Genomic DNA, 16,642 nt, shown 5'->3' with positions numbered 1-16,642 from the left:
GTCAAATGTCGTCATCCTTTTTGGATAATTATTCTATTTATTGGATGACGACCGAAGATTTTATGCGGATATTGAATTCTGCGCAAGTAGCGGCAAACATCTGAAATTTCCGATAATCTCCGTCAAATCAACCGTTTAGAAACCTGACGCTCGGTCGATCTTTCGATGGGCCTTTTGATACGTCAAAATAGCAGCAGCAAGTTATCAACCTTACGCAATTTGAGTTCCTCAGATCTCGCCGGAAGCTGCCGCCGCTTCTCCTGAATCTGTTACGGTATTCGGCGCGTATTAACTCTTTGTTAAATCGGGCTCACAAAGCCCTGAATTCGCAAATTTTTGTCAATTTGGCAACCAAATCGGGTCCCTATGATACAAAGTCATTGCTTTTTGTATCTTTTTTTGTTACAAAAGGAGACCTGAAGGCCTGACCGTTTCGATTTGGCAAGCTTTTGGCAGTTGGAAAAGGGGCGAAATTAAAACTTGACTTTTTTGTAAGATTGGAATAAGGTTTGGACTTCCTTGCGGACAGCCTATAAAAACAGCAAGGACGGTTTCATAAATATACTAGGCGAAAGGGGAATAATGGCAGAAGTAGAATACGCAACATCATCATACAAAACGCCGCTTCACCACCGTATCCTCGCAAGTATGCCGGTACAGGCATCTTGGGTGGACGCGGAAAGCGGAAAGACGATCAAAGTGAAGGGGCTGACCGAAAATGTCGGCGAGAACAGCACGCTGGTAAATTTGGAAACGCTGCCGCCGGTCGGAAGCAATGTTAAGCTTCGGATACTGTCGGAAGACAAGCCCATTATCGAGGTAGCGACCCGCGTGATCCGCGTCGAACGCGACCCGAGCAAGCCGCTCGCGGCATTGACGATACTCGAGAACCTCAAGAAATGGAAAAACGTCGCCATGACGGCTGCCCAGGAATGGGTTACCCGCCATTGGCACCTCAACTACGAGGAAGAGTGGGTTAACTAGAGTTTTCTTATTTTCAAACTAAAAAGGGAAGGCCATAACGGCCTTCCCAATTTTTTTGCCTTCCGGGCGAAACGCTTAGCAGCGGTTGCCCTGCGGAACGCGTGAACAGGTCGGGCTGCCGGCCTGAGGAGCGAGTACGCGAACCGTTATCGGCTGGCCCGTCTTGAAAAAGCCCATGCGTCCGTCGGTCAGTACCGGCGGTCGGTTCGAGTCAAAACGGACGTTATACATGGTGCCCCAGCGGATCGCGTTTGCGTTCGGGTTCTGAGCGAACGTTTCCGAACTCCAGAACTTGTAGCCGCTTGCATCGGATTCCGTCCAGGGAGCACTGCTGAAGCCCTGGCTGTTGTCCGTACCGTCGGCTGACCAGCCCGGGTGCTGCGGCGGAGCGTAGAACTGAACGTTTGTCAGCGTTACGCCGTTACCGATAGGAACGCCGAACGACTGGATCGCACGGTCGAGGTTCATGTTGTAAATGGCGTATTCATATCGCCAGACACCTGCCGAGGGATTCGTCACCTTATAGCCGACGAACGCTTTACCGTCCACGCCGGGTGCGGGATGCACCTCGCTGATGGTTGCACCGGTCCAGGCGTTGAGTGCGATCTTCTCACGCTGCGTCGAGCCGTTCGGCGAGAAGCTGAACGGTGCGGCAGTACCGGACACATTGTAGCGGCGGTACGAAACGTTGTTGTACTGATTGCACTGACCCGGATTCGACTGGCACCAAGCGTATTCATGCGGTGTGACGTACTGGCCCTCTGCAAAATATGCGGCACCGGGATTCTGCGTCGTGATCAGGTCATTCACACCGACCAGGATGCGGTGCGACGGGCCTGTGTGGGTGTGGCCGCTGTGGTTGTTCGGCGGCGTGGCCGAATCGCCGCGGGGGAAAAATCCGGTGAACGGATTGACCCAAGCACGCGAGCCGAGATTTGGGCCCGAATTCAAACTTGCCGAATACGGATCCGAACATCCTGAACCAAGGCGGCTGCCGCCGACGCCGTTGCAGCCGAAACCGCAAATGTTCTGCGTCAGTGCCGTAAATCCGTGCTTAAGAGCCGAATGGCCGACCATTTCAAAGCGTTCTGCGTTGTCGGCTCCTCCGCTCATGCGATAGAGGTTCATGCCGATGACAGGGTGGTCGTTGCTCGGGAGTGCGTTCCAGTTCAGGTCGATCGTACCGGCGTTGCAGGAATCGGTTCCTACTGCCAGACCTACCTGATTGTTTGCGGCAGAGCCGAACTGAGCGAGGCCGACCAGGTCTCCCACGATAACGTCGGGCCCGGGAACGGTTCCGGCCTCGGGGCTCATGCCTGCACCTGCCGGCAGCTTGTTTTCGGTAGCTTCACCGTCAACCAGCGTAGCGACCTCTATGGGACGCATCGTTACATTGACGTTGATCTGTCCGACGATCTTGCCGGCGTCAGACGCACGGCCGAGTGCCGCCGCGAACTCCTCAGTGATCAGCATTCTGCCGCCCGTGATGGTGAATGCGCGGGTGTTCGGGTCATAGTTGACCTCAGGCCCTTCGATATTGAAGAAACCGAAACCGTCGCGGCTATCGCGCACGACAAGCTCATACGGTGCTCCGATCGGCGAAACTTCGAGGATAAGATTCTCACGCGAGGCGGCGAGTTTTGCGGGCAGCTCGATCGAATTTGTCGATCCAAGCTCCATCGCACTCGGCAACATTGCACGCAATTCCCCGTTAAAAACGATGATGGTAAAGAAGGTGTCGCGTGCCGCGTCGAAACGCATGGAGCTCTCACGCGAACGGCTCTTAGCTCCGTTCAGTGCAGTGATGTCCATGTCCATCGTCGCGGTTCCGCCGGCTACGATCATTTTTTCGACCGTTCCGGTGTCACCGTTCTTTCCCATCGAGGCCTGTTCCGAAAAGAAAACAAGGCCTGCTACAAGGCTTAGCGCCAAAGCCGAAATAACAATCCCAAGCCGGCCGCCCGGCAAAAATCTTCTCATTAGTCTTGCTCCTAATTTGGTATACTTCGAAATCGTAGCTTCAAATCCTCTGTGGAAGGGTCAGCGTCTCTGAAGATGGAAACGAAGTTGTAAAATAACCAAATCTCTGTCAAAAGTCAATTAATTTTTAGAATCATTTTAATTTTCGCCGATCCGTAGAGCGACGTAAAAGTCTTTTCTTTCGGGTGTATTTAGCACACTCGAAAACCTATAATCATCTTTCGAGAGGCACGATGGCGAAAAGCGGCTGCGACCCGAACAATAAAAAAGTGCGTAAAGATCTTCCGGTCCTTAACGTGTCCGGTAAGGCTGAGATAGCGCATTCGCGGACGAGCCGATGGCGTGCGTTCGCCCTGATCCTTGTAAACCTGCTGATGGTGGCACACATCATCCAATGGTGGCTGATGGGCACGACCATTTCGCCGATCGAGCCGTCGGAATCGATGTTCACGCTCCGCGACGGCTTTGTGAACGCGGGCTTTATTTTCTTTACGCTGGCGATCTTAGCGACCGTCATCTTTGGGCGGTTCGTTTGCGGCTGGGGCTGCCACGTGATCGCGCTTCAGGACCTGTGCGCATGGATGCTGAAGAAAATAGGGCTGAAACCGCGGCCATTTCGCTCACGCCTGCTCATGTATGTCCCGCTTATAGCGGCGTTGTACATGTTCGTTTGGCCCACGGTCTCGCGGGCACTGACAAAGGCCCCAAATGAACCGCTGATCCCGCAGTTCACTAATCACATAATAACTACGGATTTTTGGGCGACCTTCCCGCCGGTAGCGGTCGCGATACCTTTCCTTTTTATATGCGGCTTTGTGACCGTTTATTTTCTTGGCTCTAAAGGTTTTTGCACGTACGGCTGCCCGTACGGAGGCTTTTTTGCGGTCGCCGACAAACTTGCTCCCGGCCGCATACGCGTGACCGATGCCTGCAACGAATGCGGCCACTGCACCGCGACGTGCACATCAAACGTCAAGGTCCACGCCGAAGTCAAACAATACGGCATGGTCGTAGATGCGGGCTGCATGAAATGCATGGACTGCGTTTCCGTCTGTCCGAATGACGCGTTGTATTGGGGCTGGGGCAAGCCGTCCGTTGCGGTCGAAAAGAAGGCCGCCGCAGATCATCCGCTGACGTGGACGGACGAGATCATCGTCGCCGCGTCGTTCGTTTTGAGTTATTTTGCCGTCTGGAACGTCTATCAACTAGTACCGATGCTGATGGCGATAGGCATCGCGATCGTGACGGCGTTCCTGGTTTACAAAACGCTGCGGTTGGTCAGTTCGCCCGACGCCGCGTTCTATCATTTCGCACTTCGCTCATCCGGCAGATCTACGGCGTATGGGTTGATATTTCTGGCATTTTCGGTGGTTTGGCTCGGCCTGAACATTCACAGCGGCTACGTCCGATATCACGAATACCGCGGAAATCAGGCGTTCGAATCGCTCACTATTCCGGACGAACTTGCACTCGCCGAAGCCGATCCGCGGCAATGGATAGAGGACGAAACGGCCGAGGCCATTCGCGGCGGCATCGGCAATTATTCGCGAGCAGCAGGTGCGGGGCTTTTCACGAACGTGGACGCTCTGCCCAAGTACGCATGGCTGGAATATCTCAACGGCGAGCCCGGTAAAGCATTGGAACTGCTAGGCAACGCCGCAGAACGCCAATCGGGCGAAGGGAAGGCGATCAGCCTTTATTACAGCGGTGCTATACGCAATCGGCTGGGACGTTTTGAAGAAGCAAAGGCGAACCTGAACGCCGCTCTCGCGGAACGTCCTGACCTTATCCTGGCTCGCGAAGAGCTCGGCGAAACGCTGTGGCAAATGGGCGAACGCGATGAAGCCTACAAGATGTGGCTCGACGCAGTACTCGGAAATCAGAACCTAGTGATATCGAATAATTTCCTCGCCGGAGCGTCAGCCGTCATGGGCAAGTCTGACGGCTCGGCATATGAACGCCGTGCAGAACAGGCAACGCCCCGCGATGCCCTGTTCAATTGGGTCGTCGGCCTGCGGCTGAAGAATCTGGGAATGAACGAACTCGCAGACAAGCATTTCAGGCGTGCGGCGATGATAGATTCGAGTTTCAGGCAGCGAATTGAGCAATTGAAACAAAGTCCGCAGTAAACGGAACGCGCCAACGTGCCGCACGTTTACGGCATCTGTAAAGAGGATGAGAACTTTTCTGCTTATCACGGCAATTTTTTGCGGCACGGTTGCCATTTCGGCACAAGGTGAACCGCTGACACAGCCCGAATACGTAAAATTGCTCTACGCGGCGGACAATGATGCTGCACGGGCCGAATTGATCGCCGTACTCCGCAACCGAGGCATCAGCTTTACCGTGAACGACGGCCTGCGCAACTTGACCCGCACAAAAAGCGGCAACGACACTGAGCTTCGCAGGGCTTTGGACGAAGCAGACCGCAGGCGGCGAAATCCTGAGGCATCACGCGTCCCTACCGCCGCAGAGGCAGCGTCGCTGCTTACGCGTTCACGTCAGGCGACGCTCGACGCCGTCGAAGAGATGCCGGATTTCGTCGTAAAACAACAGATACAGCGTTCAGCTTCGTTCGCCGGAACCGGCAATTTCCGCAATCTTGACCGCCTGGTCGTCGCGGTCAGCTATCGTGCGAGCGGCGAGGAAACATACAAGCTGCTGTCAAAGAACGGAGCGATCGAGCCGAATCCGCAGGAAAAGCGTTCATATGAAGAGGCAGGCGGGACGAGTTCGACGGGTGAATTCGTGACAGTGCTTGCGACGATCTTCAAGCCGGAGAGCAAAACGGAATTCAAAGTGGTCGATACCGACGAGATCCGCGGACGGCGTTCGATAGCGTTCGATTTTTCGATAGAAAAGGAGCTGGCGAAGCAGACCGTCGCGGCGACGGGCGTCACGACCGAAACTGCCGTTACGGGCATGAAAGGCCGACTGTGGATCGACCGCGAAACGGCCCGTGTGCTTCGAATAGAAAGCGAGGCGACAGGCCTGCCCGAAGGATTTCCAATTTCGGCAGCCCGCCGCACCATCGATTACGACTGGACAGAGATCGCCGGCGAACGCTTTCTGCTGCCGCTGCAGTCGGACGTCCGTCTGACGGTGCGCGAACGCAGCAACCGCTACGAGACGCGTAACGTGATACGGTTTCGCGATTATCAGAAATTCGGCACCGAGGTCATCATTCGCGACGACGACGTTTCGCCGGACGAAATTCAAAAGCCGTAAAACCACGTGATCGAACTCATCTCTCTCGACGACACCATTTGGCTGGATATCCGCTACGCCCGTGAGGACAACTTCATCGGGCGTGCGGTGTATTCAGAGGCTCGTGCGTTCATGCAGCCTGCCGCGGCTGAGGCTTTAGTGCGGGCACACCGGTCGCTTGCAGGCGACGGGCTCGGGCTTGTGATCTTCGACGGCTACCGGCCGTGGTCGGTAACAAAACTATTTTGGGATTTCGTGACCGAGGCTCAGCGGAAGTACGTAGCCGACCCTGCAGAAGGCTCCGTTCACAATCGCGGCTGTGCGGTCGATTTGTCACTGTGCGAACTCGCGACGGGGCGGCAGCTGCCGATGCCGTCGGATTTTGATGAGTTCACAGAAAGTGCCTCGCCGGAATATATGGGCGGCACGGACGAAGAACGCCGCAACCGCGACCTGCTGCGGCGAGCGATGGAATCACAAGGATTTACTGTTAATGCCAACGAATGGTGGCATTTTGACTTCGCCGGTTGGGAGAGATATCCGATCATGGACATCGCTTTCTCCCAATGTTCTGTAAAAATTTAGCCACGAATCACACAGATCACACGAATGTATCTTAGCGTCGCCTTAGGGCGGTTAATTCGTGCTATTCGTGTAATTCGCGGCTGAAATTCCTGTCTACCGATCTTAGTTCGGCTGAACGGCCTTTGCCTCAGCTTTAGGTGCAAGTGCCTCGAGCTGGATCTCGATCTTTACCTCGTCGCTGATCGCGGGAACGCCCGTCGGCAAGTTGTTGCCGTACGTGATGCCGTAGTCGCGGCGATTGATGGTGGTTTCGGCAGTCGCTCCCATGCGGGTTCCCTGCCGCTCGTTAGCCGGCACCCAACCCGTGATCTTGATCGGGAACGTGATGGACTTTTTCACGCCCTTCATCGTGAAATCGCCGGTCAGCATCCAGTGATCGCCTGTTTTTGCGACCTTTGTGCTCTTGAACGTGATGTCGGGATGTGTCTCGACCTCGAAGAAATCTTTCGAGCGAAGATGGTTATCGCGGCCGGCGACGCCTGTGTCGATGCTGGTTACCTTTGCGGTAAACTCTACCGTCGATTTAGAGACGTCTTGTGCGTCGTAGTTGATAGTGCCGGTAAAGTCGCGGAAATAACCCGGCACGTAGATCAGGCCCATGTGCTTGACCTTGAAGCCGATGAAGCTGTGTGCTTTGTCGAGCGCGTAGGTGGCCGTTTCGCCGTTCATCGTCGCTTCTGAAAAGCGGTCGGCGTGGGTCGTATTTACTGCCTCAGCTCCGCTCTGTGAAAGCACCGCCAAAGCCAAAACCGCCGCAAAAGCGGTCAACATCATTCTTTTCATAACTTGTTCTCCTACTTTCTTATTATGACCTTATTTGATCGAAACCGTAACCGAAAATCTTGCCGACGCAGGCCGGCCGACCTTTCGGCGGACGAACATATAGTAATCGCCTGTTTCAGGTACCTCAAAAACAATTTTCGCTGAGCTGTCGAATTCCGTTTCAAATTCGAAGATGTCGTTGAAAACGCGAATATCGAAAAGCCGCGGGTTAGCGTTCTTGACGGTCACGGTCTGGCCGGCACGGGCACGGAAAATGAAATCCATTTCCTGCGCGTTCGAGAGGGTGCCGCGGACCGTTGCCGACGATGCACCTCTGACAAAATCGATGCGTTTGGGCTCTGCCTTGCCGCCCTGTGCGAACGAAGCGGACGCAAGCAGCATCACTGAAAGTGCAACGGTCAAATAGCTTGTCTTTCGAACCATAGTTTTTTGATACTATAACCGAGTATGAGCAGACCCGAAACTTCAGAATACGCGGAATTCTACGCCGGCTATGTCGGGCTCGTCCCCGAAGATGACATCGTACAAGTATTGGATGCGCAAAACGACGAACTGCGTTCGTTGTTCTCGCAATTCGCGGAAGAAAAAGGCACATTCGCCTATGCCGAAGGAAAATGGACAGTAAAGCAGCTGCTGAGCCATATTATCGACGGAGAACGCGTTTTCGCGTACAGGTTTTTGCGGATCTCACGCGGTGATGCGACGCCGCTGCCTGGATTCGATCAGGACGTTTTCGTCAACGGGACCGATGCTCACGCCCGCACGCTCAAGAGCCTGATCGACGAATTCGATCATCAGCGGCGTTCAAATGTTCTGATGATTTCCGCAACGGACGAAGAGCAAATGAGCAGGACCGGAACCGCCAGCGACGCCGCGGTCTCCGCACGAGCTCTGGCTTGGATGATAGCGGGACACACGCAGCATCATTTGAACATCCTCAAAGAACGCTACATTTCCTGACGCAAGTGTACGACGCCATCATCATCGGCGGCGGTGCCGCGGGGCTTTTTTGTGCGATCGCGGCCGGACGCTGCGGGCGTCGCGTCGTCGTGATCGAACACAACGCCGAAGTTGGCCGGAAGATAATGATCTCGGGCGGCGGACGCTGCAATTTCACGAACCGCGAGGTTTCGGCGGAGAATTTTGTCTCGCGTAATCCGCATTTTTGCCGTTCGGCACTTGCGGGATTTTCGTCCGACGATTTCGTCAGCCTTGTTAAAGATCACCGAATCGCGTTTTACGAGAAAAAGCTCGGCCAGCTTTTTTGCCGCGAATCCTCGCGTCAGATAGTCGATATGCTGTTGGCGGAATGCCGCGATGCGCGTGTTCGCGTTGAGACGTCGTGTTCGGTAATAAGTGTCAGCCGAAATGGCGATGGCGAATTCGAGGCCGTGACGAGCAAAGGCGTTTTCCGTGCACCGAAGCTGGTCATCGCGTGCGGCGGACTATCGTTCCCGAAGATCGGTGCGACAGGTTTCGGCTACGATGTCGCGAGGCAGTTCGGACTCTCGATCGAAGAGACGCGGCCTTCACTCGTAGCGCTGGTCGCTCAGAAAAAGGCAGACGCTCGGCTGGCGGGCATCTCGGTTCACGCGGCGGTTTCGGCGGGCGGCGTTACGTTTCGCGAGAACATACTCTTTACGCATCGCGGTCTGTCCGGCCCTGCGATACTGCAAGCATCGAATTACTGGGATCCGTCAAAGCCCATCGCGATCGATCTGCTGCCGGAAGGCGACATCGTTGAACTACTGGGTGAAGCGGGAAATGCAAAAAAGACGGCATCGAATTTCCTCGCCAAATTTTTCCCCGAACGCCTTGCAGACACGCTGCTACCGCAGAATATTGCCGCGAAACGCATTGCCGAGCTCTCAAAAGCCGACATTGAAACGATCAGGAAAAACATTCACGACCGCCACATTCTTTTCAGCTCGACCGAAGGCTACGGAAGAGCCGAAGTTACGCTCGGCGGCGTTTCGACCGCGGAGCTCTCTTCAAAAACGATGGAAAGCCGGAAAGTCGCGGGACTGTATTTTATCGGCGAGGTCGTTGACGTTACGGGCTGGCTGGGCGGCTACAACTTTCAATGGGCTTGGGCATCGGGTTTTGCCGCCGGCAACGCGATATAAAAAGCGGGGGAAACGTCTCCCACACCGTTTCCCCCTTATCCCGCGGTTCACGCCGGGAGGCGTGAGGTCCGCGGAACCTTGTCCCGTCAAAAAATGCCCGCCTTTCCCAAATGCCGCCTATGTTTTCACAGTTTAGGCATCCGAGTCAATACTTTTTTATTCGAACACCTTTTCAAACGCCTGCATTTGCTCGCTCGTGCCCAGCAGATCAAGTTTTGCACCGGCGGGCAGAACGGTGTCGGGCGTCGGGTTCGCGTTAGTGTCGCCGTTATTCTCGACCGCAAGTACGATAAGGCCGGTCTTTGATCCGATCCCGCTTTTCGCAAGCGTTTTGCCGACGAGTTTCTCCGGGACCTTATTTACGAAAAGCTCCACGCCCTCGCCCATGATCATCGGCGGACGGCCCTGCAGTATCGACATTACCGATTCCGCACCGAGCGGTGCATAGCTCAGAACAAAATCAGCACCGGCACGGTGGATCGCCTCGACGTTGCGGACGTATTCGACGCGGCTGATGATGCGGACATCGGGATTCAGACGGCGGCAATAGATCGAAAGATAGATGTTAACGGCGTCGTCATTGGTCGTCAGCAGGACCAGAGACGATTCCATCAGGCCGCCAGTCATCAGTGTGTCGCGGTCGGCCGCATCGCCGATGGTCAGGCGGTCGAGATAGGGCCGTATTGAATCGCAGCGGTTCTTTTCGCGTTCGACCATGTAGACCGTAAGGCCCTTCTCTTTCAACGCTATAGCAGCGGCACGGCCGACCTTTCCGCCACCGAGTATCAGCACGGAATGCGATGTCGGCATTTCGTGCTTGAGCAGCTTTTCAAGCTCTGCGATCTGCTCGCTCGTCCCGACCGCGAGTGGGACGTCAAATTCGGCCAGGCGGTCGTCAGGATCCGCGGCGACCAGCATTCCACGCCGCCAGATGCCGATGATGCTCACGCCGGCCTTTTCGCGAAGTCCGGTTTCGCGTATCAGCTTGTTCTCAAGGCTGGTATTGTGGACGGTGAACTCGACGACGACCCATTTGCCGAACGTGCCGATCTCGTGCGTACGGACGTCGCCGACGCTGATGCGGTTGGCAAGATATTCGCCTAGCCGCTGTTTGAGGGGCAGCACGTGCGTGGCACCTGTCAGCTCCAAAATGTCGATCGAATCAGGGTCGGTCGCGGTCGCTGCAACAACAACATCAGGGGCCGCCTCGCGAACGGTCAGCGTGATGTTGGTATTCGTGGCGTCGTCGCGATTGGCGAAAACAAGAGCGGCCTTTTGGACGTTCATCCGCTCGTAGGCGTTTCGGCTGTCCACCTCGCCCTGGATCACCTTGATGCCGTCCTGCAGCATCTGCGCCGCCCGAGCAGGATCTGATTCGATGACAAAGTACTTGATCCCTTCTTGCTTCAGCCTTTTTATCAGATTGGGAGCGATGGATTCGTATCCGCAGATGATCACATGGCCCTGTGTTCCCTCAGGAACCTCTCGCGGAGTCCTAGTGTGCAGTTGAGCCTCGAGCCACGGTGCGTAAAAGAACCGTATGAACGTGAACGGCAGCATTATCAGCAGCAGCACTACGCCCGAAAGCAGCACTAGCACACTAAACGCACGCCCTAGGTCCGACGAGAACGTAATGTCGCCGAAACCGAGCGTGGACATCACCACCAGAACCCAATACAGCCCTGAAAGCCAGCTGTGTTCCTGGCCCTCATAGATCATCAAAAAATGAAAAAGGATCGTAAAAAGAACGATGACGCCGATCAGGAATGCGAGATATTTGGCCAGAGCGGCGATATTCTGCCGATTTTCGGCACGGCTCAAAAGATAGCTGACCTGACTGGATAGAAACTTCATTCGCTTCTTACTGCTTCTTTTGCCGGAAATCTTCGACGTCCATACCGAAGCGTTCCCGCACGTATTCCTCTTGAGCTTCGTTCACCTGTCTAAGGTTTGCGAGCCGCCGCTCGGATTTTTTGATGTGGACCTGAGTACGATTTGCCATCTGCGACAGGATGTCGCGGCCTTCGGCCATTTCGCGATCGACGTTCTGTTTCAGCCCGTAAAGCTCCGACGCCATGACCTCTGCCTCTTCCGCGGCGAGTTCGCGCAGCCGCTGATTCACCTGATAGATCGTTCTTATTACACGTATCAGCTCATCGCCGACCGAATCGCCGCGCACCATTTCAGGGCTTTGACGCATATCCGCGACGAGCTTGTTCAGCTTTTGCTGGTCGCCGCGTGAATAGGCGTCGTTCAGCTCCGCCATCATTACGTGCCGCCGCTCTTTCTCTTCATTGTCGAGAGCGAGGTCAGGGTGAATTGCGCGTGCGAGCTCGTGATAAGCCTTCTTGGCCTCGGGCGTCGGGTCGTGGCGAAAATTCGCCTTTTCGGCGTCCTCGGCTGCACGGGCGGCCGATTCTTCGGCACGACGGCGAAGCTCTTCCGCACGCTTCTTTATTTCTTCGTCGTCAGGAACGAGTTTGAATTCCTCTTCGGCGATCTGTGCTTCGATCTCGTCAAACTCGGCATATAGCCGTGCGACCTCCATCGTGTATTTCGCCTCGAACTGCTCCATCTCACCGCGCAGATCCGTCATCGCCTCCTCGCGGTCGGCAAGGCGGTCCTTCAGCCGCTCAAGCACACGCTGTTTTTTCTGCAGTTCGATCTCTTCGGGAGCGACGGTCGCCATTACCTAAAATATATCTCACATCGTATGCAGACCGCACTCACCGCAGCCACGGTTCGTCATAATATTTAACAGCCATTTCAGGATGTCGTTACACCTATTTGCGCAACATCGGTCAGATTTAACAAAAATGATTTTCTCCTGCCGTGAATATAATGATCTCTGAAACAAGACAAAACACCAGCGTAATGGATGCGGTCTCGATCGACACGGTGGTGTCGAGGGCGGGAATACTGCAGCGGCTATTCGCGTTGTGGTTCGACGCGTTCGTTTACAATCAGATCTGGGAAGATCCGCGTGTCGATATCGAAGCGATGCAGCTAGACAATGATTCCCGCATCTTGTGTATATCGTCGGGCGGCTGCAACGCCCTGAACTATTCGATCGCTCAGCCGGCCGCGGTCACGGTGGTCGATGTGAACCGACATCACATAAATCTGCTCAAGCTAAAGGTCGCCGCCGCACGCCATTTGCCGACATACGAACATTTTTTCCGGTTCTTCGGGCTCGGAAGCCACCGGCAAAATACGGCCGCGTATTACAAATACATCGCACCGGAACTCGACGACGAGACCCGCGACTTTTGGGAAGAGAACGGCCTGATCGGCGGTATTCTATACGGCGACCGTATCAATATCTTCGAAAAAGGCGGACTGTACGAACATTCGCGCAACGGTTATTTTCTGCGGTTCTTTCATCGACTCGCGAAAGTGATCGGCTGTCGCCCGGATGCCGTGCTCGATGCACGATCGCCGGAGGAACAGGAAGAGCTTTTCGAAAAGAACATCGCGCCCTTCTTTGATTCGACGGTGATCAAATTTGTCGGAAAACTGCCGGTGACCATGTTTGGCCTTGGAATTCCACCTCAGCAATACGAGGAGCTGAAAAAAGACCTCGCAGATGGTGGCTCAATAATTGATATTTATCGCGAACGGGCAAAACGCCTTGCATGCGGTTTTCCTATCGACGACAACTATTTCGCATGGCAAGCACTGGGACGGCGCTACGACACGGAAAAAAGGGTCTGCTTGCCGGATTATCTACGAGAAGAAAATTTCGCTTCACTCAAGGCAAATGCGGCAAAGATACGAGCTTCGGTTTGCTCTGTGACCAACGCCATTCGATCACAGCCCGCCGATACTTTTAACCGTTTCGTCTTATTGGACGCGCAGGATTGGATGGACGATCGTGCCCAGTCGGAACTGTGGTCGGCGATCGCGAAGTTTGGCGAGAGAGGTTCCCGCATAATTTTCCGCACTGCGGGCAGCGGTTCGCCGATCGAAGATCGTCTGCCTGTCGAACTTCGTTCACAATTTGAATATCACCGTGACGAATCACTATCTTTCGCAAAGAGCGACCGTGCCTCCATTTACGGCGGATTTCACCTCTACACGCTGAAATGAACAACGCAATGACCGACGCCGCATTCGAGAGAATGGATTCGATGTACCGCTATCAGCGGTATTTCTACGACGCGACCCGAAGATTTTACCTGCTCGGCCGAGACACCCTGCTCGATCGAATGTTCGTGCGGCCCGGCGACAATGTTCTGGAGATCGGATGCGGAACCGGACGAAATTTGAGAATACTCGCAAGCAGGCACCCGCAGGCGACGCTCTACGGCATCGACGCCTCATCGGAAATGCTGCTTACGGCCTCTGCCAAAATTGAGAAGGATGGCGTCACGAACATTCGCCTCGAAACCGCACTTGCCGAATCATTCGACCGTAGCGAACTTTTCGCGCTCGATGAGCGTTTTGACTCGGCATTTTTTAGCTATTCAATCTCAATGATCCCGCCGTGGCGGCATGCTCTGGAGCACGCAGCCGAACAGATAAAGCCCGGCGGTTCGCTTTATATTGTCGATTTCTATGATCAGGAAAGACTGCCTCGGTGGTTTCAAACGATGATAAAAGGCTGGCTGCGACATTTTCATGTCCAGTTCTGGTCGGACCTGCTACCGTTTCTCGATGAATTTGCAAAGTCGAAAGGTGCCGCGTTGACGATCGAGCCGCTCTACCGCCGATATTCCTTTTTCGCCGAACTGCGTTTTCCACAGAGCGAACAATCTTAACGAAATTGTAAGTCCACTTTAACTTTTACTTCAGAACGCATTGGTAAAACTTGATTTACGGCAACGGATCAAGAGCATGCCGCAGATCAAGAACGCACTTTTAACATCAACGTCACTTAAAATGCGAATGCCGCAGTCCAGCGGCAAGAGACCTCTACCCTTCGGATCAGAACAATACAAAAACAACAGACTCGCCGAGAATCATCGGCGAGTCTTTTTTCTTTGCCCAAACGGAGAAGTGAAATGAAATCGTCACGTTCACAGCTAAAGATTCTGGACAGATATGCGAATGCCGCCGGACATTCCACCGGCGTTTCGCTGCATTGCCATACGCAATATTCCAAAGAAATGCTCGATTTTCTGCCTTTCTATGCTGAAAAGATACCGCTGGTGCGGCATATCTGGAAACGCGAGGTCGAAAAATACCGCGCTGCGGCCGGCCAGTATCCAAATTTCAATACTGGCTATTGGGAACCGCCGCTCACCGGTCCCGAGGTGTATCAAATGGAGAGCGGGAACGTTGCCAAACTTGATGTCGAGCCGATCATTTCGATCACCGACCACGACTGCATCGACGCCGCAGTGCAGGTGAACGAAACCGTCGATAATTCTAAGGCGCCGATATCGATGGAATGGACGGTGCCGTTTGGCTGTGCCTATTTTCACCTCGGTGTTCACAATCTGCCGCCTGAGAGGGCCGTGGAACTAAGAGATCAGCTGCTCGCATATACATTTGGCGAAGCGGGACATGACCGCAATGAGCTGCGACGAATATTCGATCTGCTGAATTCGATAGACGAGGTTCTGATAGTTTTCAACCATCCCGTGTGGGATATAGAAATGATCGGCCAAGAGGCACACAACGAGCTGCTTCGCGATTTCATCGACGAGCACGCCCGCGATGTCCACACGATCGAGGTGAACGGTTTTCGGCCTTGGTCAGAGAACAAACTCGCCATCGAGATAGCGGAAACACTCGGCCTGCCGATCATCTCAGGCGGCGATAGGCACTGTATGCACGCGAACACGGTAGTGAACACCACGTCGGCAGGGTGTTTTTCCGAATTCGTCGATGAGATACGCAAGGACAAACGCAGTACGGTTCTCGTCCTGCCCGAATACAAGCGGCCGTTGTCATTTCGCCAGGTCGCCTCAATGGCACAGATCCTCGGCAACTATCCGCATTTTCCCGAAGGCAGACGCAGGTGGCACGAACGCGTCTATTTCGACGCCGAAGACGGCTGCGGCGCTCGTCCGCTGGCGGAGCATTGGAAAGGACGCGCCTCTGCATTTCACAACGCGGCGATCGGGCTGCTGACGTTCCTAAGCCATCGACGTTTCTCGTATCTTTTCAGGCTGAATGAAGCTCGGTCAGATTTTGAACCCACGCCGGATGTCGCTACGCAGTCCGGTATTCTGTTGGGAACACGCCGCCTGGCTGCGGATTAGGAATATAAATTCATCGAACGGGTAAGCAACGCAAATGGGTCTTCGATATTCAGGGCTTCGCGTACAAAGAATGGCTCACCGGCCGCGGTACCGATCAGCGATCCATAGTATCGCGAACGATATTCGATCTCGTCAATATAGGTCTCCCCGGTCAGCATCGTCTCAGGCTCGTTGGAATTGGGGTCAAAGAACTGCGACGCATGAGCGCGGATGGCGGCGATCTTGCCGTCAAGGTGCTCCGAGATGTCAACGATGAACGACGGATGCACGCTGCGCGAAAAAATATTGTGTGCGACGATCGGCGGTTTTATGCGCTCGCCGCCGGTTTCGGCGTCGAAATTGCTCATCGCACACAGCCGCGAACATTCACGCACAAGCTGAGCGATGTTGTTGTGGTCAGGGTGCGAATCGCCGATCTGATGCGTTATGACGACCCGCGGTTTGTGGCGGCGGAATGCTCGCGTCATCGCGATACGGCTTGCTTCATCGATGAAAACGTGGCCGTCGCGAAGCCCAAGATTTTCTCGAATATCCAGTTTTAATATTTCGGCGGCCTTTTTCGCTTCCTCTGCACGGCCTTCGACGGTGCCGCGTGTGCCCATTTCTCCGCGGGTCACGTCGAGAGCACCTGTGCGATACCCGAGGGCTTTCAGCTTGAGCATCGTGCCGCCGACGGACAATTCGAGGTCGTCAGGATGTGCGAAAACGGCGAGGACATCAACCTCTGTCATTCGAATAATTTACCACACACTAGTGCTATCATTGCCG

The 16,642-nt window shown here is 54.5% G+C and carries 15 protein-coding genes; 9 read left to right on the top strand and 6 right to left on the bottom strand.

Translation table 11 applies throughout. The annotated features are described in order from the left end of the window. Window positions 1-582 precede the first annotated feature (582 nt). Entirely contained in the window at window positions 583-984 is a 402-nt protein-coding gene (locus IPM50_11640; GenBank protein QQS32307.1) for a hypothetical protein, read from the top strand. A gap of 75 nt (window positions 985-1,059) precedes the next feature. Here the strand turns inward: IPM50_11640 and IPM50_11635 are convergent, their stop codons facing one another. Then, window positions 1,060-2,964, bottom strand: coding sequence for a hypothetical protein (locus IPM50_11635; GenBank protein QQS32306.1), 1,905 nt, complete (start codon window positions 2,962-2,964; stop codon window positions 1,060-1,062). 233 nt (window positions 2,965-3,197) lie between these two features. On the opposite strand from IPM50_11635, the gene IPM50_11630 reads away from it, so the two are divergent. From IPM50_11630 to IPM50_11620, 3 genes are read left to right on the top strand one after another with little or no spacing between them, the layout of a single operon-like run. Further along, window positions 3,198-5,093, top strand: coding sequence for a 4Fe-4S binding protein (locus IPM50_11630; protein ID QQS32305.1), 1,896 nt, complete (start codon window positions 3,198-3,200; stop codon window positions 5,091-5,093). Between the two features lie 46 nt (window positions 5,094-5,139). After that, on the top strand, window positions 5,140-6,192 hold the full coding sequence (locus tag IPM50_11625; GenBank protein QQS32304.1) for a hypothetical protein: 1,053 nt from the start codon (window positions 5,140-5,142) through the stop codon (window positions 6,190-6,192). Between the two features lie 6 nt (window positions 6,193-6,198). Next, window positions 6,199-6,756 (top strand): M15 family metallopeptidase, encoded by a 558-nt coding sequence (locus IPM50_11620; GenBank protein ID QQS32303.1) that lies wholly within the window; start codon window positions 6,199-6,201, stop codon window positions 6,754-6,756. Between the two features lie 102 nt (window positions 6,757-6,858). Here the strand turns inward: IPM50_11620 and IPM50_11615 are convergent, their stop codons facing one another. Beyond that, window positions 6,859-7,539, bottom strand: a complete 681-nt coding sequence (locus IPM50_11615; protein ID QQS32302.1) for a YceI family protein — start codon at window positions 7,537-7,539, stop codon at window positions 6,859-6,861. Between the two features lie 30 nt (window positions 7,540-7,569). Then, window positions 7,570-7,962 carry a hypothetical protein gene (locus IPM50_11610; protein QQS32301.1) on the bottom strand — a complete coding sequence of 131 codons (393 nt, stop codon included), beginning with the start codon at window positions 7,960-7,962 and terminating at the stop codon, window positions 7,570-7,572. A gap of 24 nt (window positions 7,963-7,986) precedes the next feature. On the opposite strand from IPM50_11610, the gene IPM50_11605 reads away from it, so the two are divergent. Then, on the top strand, window positions 7,987-8,499 hold the full coding sequence (locus IPM50_11605) for a DinB family protein (protein QQS32300.1): 513 nt from the start codon (window positions 7,987-7,989) through the stop codon (window positions 8,497-8,499). Continuing rightward, window positions 8,496-9,665 carry an NAD(P)/FAD-dependent oxidoreductase gene (locus tag IPM50_11600; GenBank protein ID QQS34514.1) on the top strand — a complete coding sequence of 390 codons (1,170 nt, stop codon included), beginning with the start codon at window positions 8,496-8,498 and terminating at the stop codon, window positions 9,663-9,665. Before IPM50_11605 ends, IPM50_11600 begins: the two co-directional genes overlap by 4 nt. Window positions 9,666-9,821: 156 nt before the next feature. Here IPM50_11600 and IPM50_11595 read toward each other — a convergent pair whose 3' ends face one another. Next, entirely contained in the window at window positions 9,822-11,519 is a 1,698-nt protein-coding gene (locus tag IPM50_11595) for an NAD-binding protein (protein QQS32299.1), read from the bottom strand. 7 nt (window positions 11,520-11,526) lie between these two features. Next, on the bottom strand, window positions 11,527-12,354 hold the full coding sequence (locus IPM50_11590) for a J domain-containing protein (GenBank protein ID QQS32298.1): 828 nt from the start codon (window positions 12,352-12,354) through the stop codon (window positions 11,527-11,529). A gap of 152 nt (window positions 12,355-12,506) precedes the next feature. Between IPM50_11590 and IPM50_11585 the strand changes: the two genes are divergently transcribed. From IPM50_11585 to IPM50_11575, 3 genes are all read left to right on the top strand, one after another. Beyond that, on the top strand, window positions 12,507-13,754 hold the full coding sequence (locus tag IPM50_11585) for a BtaA family protein (protein QQS32297.1): 1,248 nt from the start codon (window positions 12,507-12,509) through the stop codon (window positions 13,752-13,754). Window positions 13,755-13,762: 8 nt separating this feature from the next. After that, window positions 13,763-14,425 carry a class I SAM-dependent methyltransferase gene (locus IPM50_11580; protein QQS34513.1) on the top strand — a complete coding sequence of 221 codons (663 nt, stop codon included), beginning with the start codon at window positions 13,763-13,765 and terminating at the stop codon, window positions 14,423-14,425. Between the two features lie 243 nt (window positions 14,426-14,668). Then, the gene (locus tag IPM50_11575; GenBank protein ID QQS32296.1) at window positions 14,669-15,874 is read left to right on the top strand and encodes a hypothetical protein; all 1,206 of its coding nucleotides are present in this window, start codon (window positions 14,669-14,671) and stop codon (window positions 15,872-15,874) included. Here IPM50_11575 and bshB1 read toward each other — a convergent pair. Next, window positions 15,871-16,605, bottom strand: coding sequence for a bacillithiol biosynthesis deacetylase BshB1 (bshB1, locus tag IPM50_11570; protein ID QQS32295.1), 735 nt, complete (start codon window positions 16,603-16,605; stop codon window positions 15,871-15,873). The genes IPM50_11575 and bshB1 overlap by 4 nt on opposite strands. Window positions 16,606-16,642 lie beyond the last annotated feature (37 nt).

Source organism: Acidobacteriota bacterium, assembly GCA_016700075.1.
Taxonomy (GTDB): domain Bacteria; phylum Acidobacteriota; class Blastocatellia; order Pyrinomonadales; family Pyrinomonadaceae; genus OLB17.
Note: the sequence above shows the minus strand (reverse complement) of the source record. Positions and strands in the feature narration are given on the sequence as shown.

Coding starts and splice junctions, on each gene's coding strand:
- IPM50_11640 (QQS32307.1), top strand. CDS start 583: ATGGCAGAAGTAGAATACGCAACATCATCATACAAAACGCCGCTTCAC.
- IPM50_11635 (QQS32306.1), bottom strand. CDS start 2,964: ATGAGAAGATTTTTGCCGGGCGGCCGGCTTGGGATTGTTATTTCGGCT.
- IPM50_11630 (QQS32305.1), top strand. CDS start 3,198: ATGGCGAAAAGCGGCTGCGACCCGAACAATAAAAAAGTGCGTAAAGAT.
- IPM50_11625 (QQS32304.1), top strand. CDS start 5,140: ATGAGAACTTTTCTGCTTATCACGGCAATTTTTTGCGGCACGGTTGCC.
- IPM50_11615 (QQS32302.1), bottom strand. CDS start 7,539: ATGAAAAGAATGATGTTGACCGCTTTTGCGGCGGTTTTGGCTTTGGCG.
- IPM50_11610 (QQS32301.1), bottom strand. CDS start 7,962: ATGGTTCGAAAGACAAGCTATTTGACCGTTGCACTTTCAGTGATGCTG.
- IPM50_11605 (QQS32300.1), top strand. CDS start 7,987: ATGAGCAGACCCGAAACTTCAGAATACGCGGAATTCTACGCCGGCTAT.
- IPM50_11595 (QQS32299.1), bottom strand. CDS start 11,519: ATGAAGTTTCTATCCAGTCAGGTCAGCTATCTTTTGAGCCGTGCCGAA.
- IPM50_11590 (QQS32298.1), bottom strand. CDS start 12,354: ATGGCGACCGTCGCTCCCGAAGAGATCGAACTGCAGAAAAAACAGCGT.
- IPM50_11585 (QQS32297.1), top strand. CDS start 12,507: ATGATCTCTGAAACAAGACAAAACACCAGCGTAATGGATGCGGTCTCG.
- IPM50_11580 (QQS34513.1), top strand. CDS start 13,763: ATGACCGACGCCGCATTCGAGAGAATGGATTCGATGTACCGCTATCAG.
- IPM50_11575 (QQS32296.1), top strand. CDS start 14,669: ATGAAATCGTCACGTTCACAGCTAAAGATTCTGGACAGATATGCGAAT.
- bshB1 (QQS32295.1), bottom strand. CDS start 16,605: ATGACAGAGGTTGATGTCCTCGCCGTTTTCGCACATCCTGACGACCTC.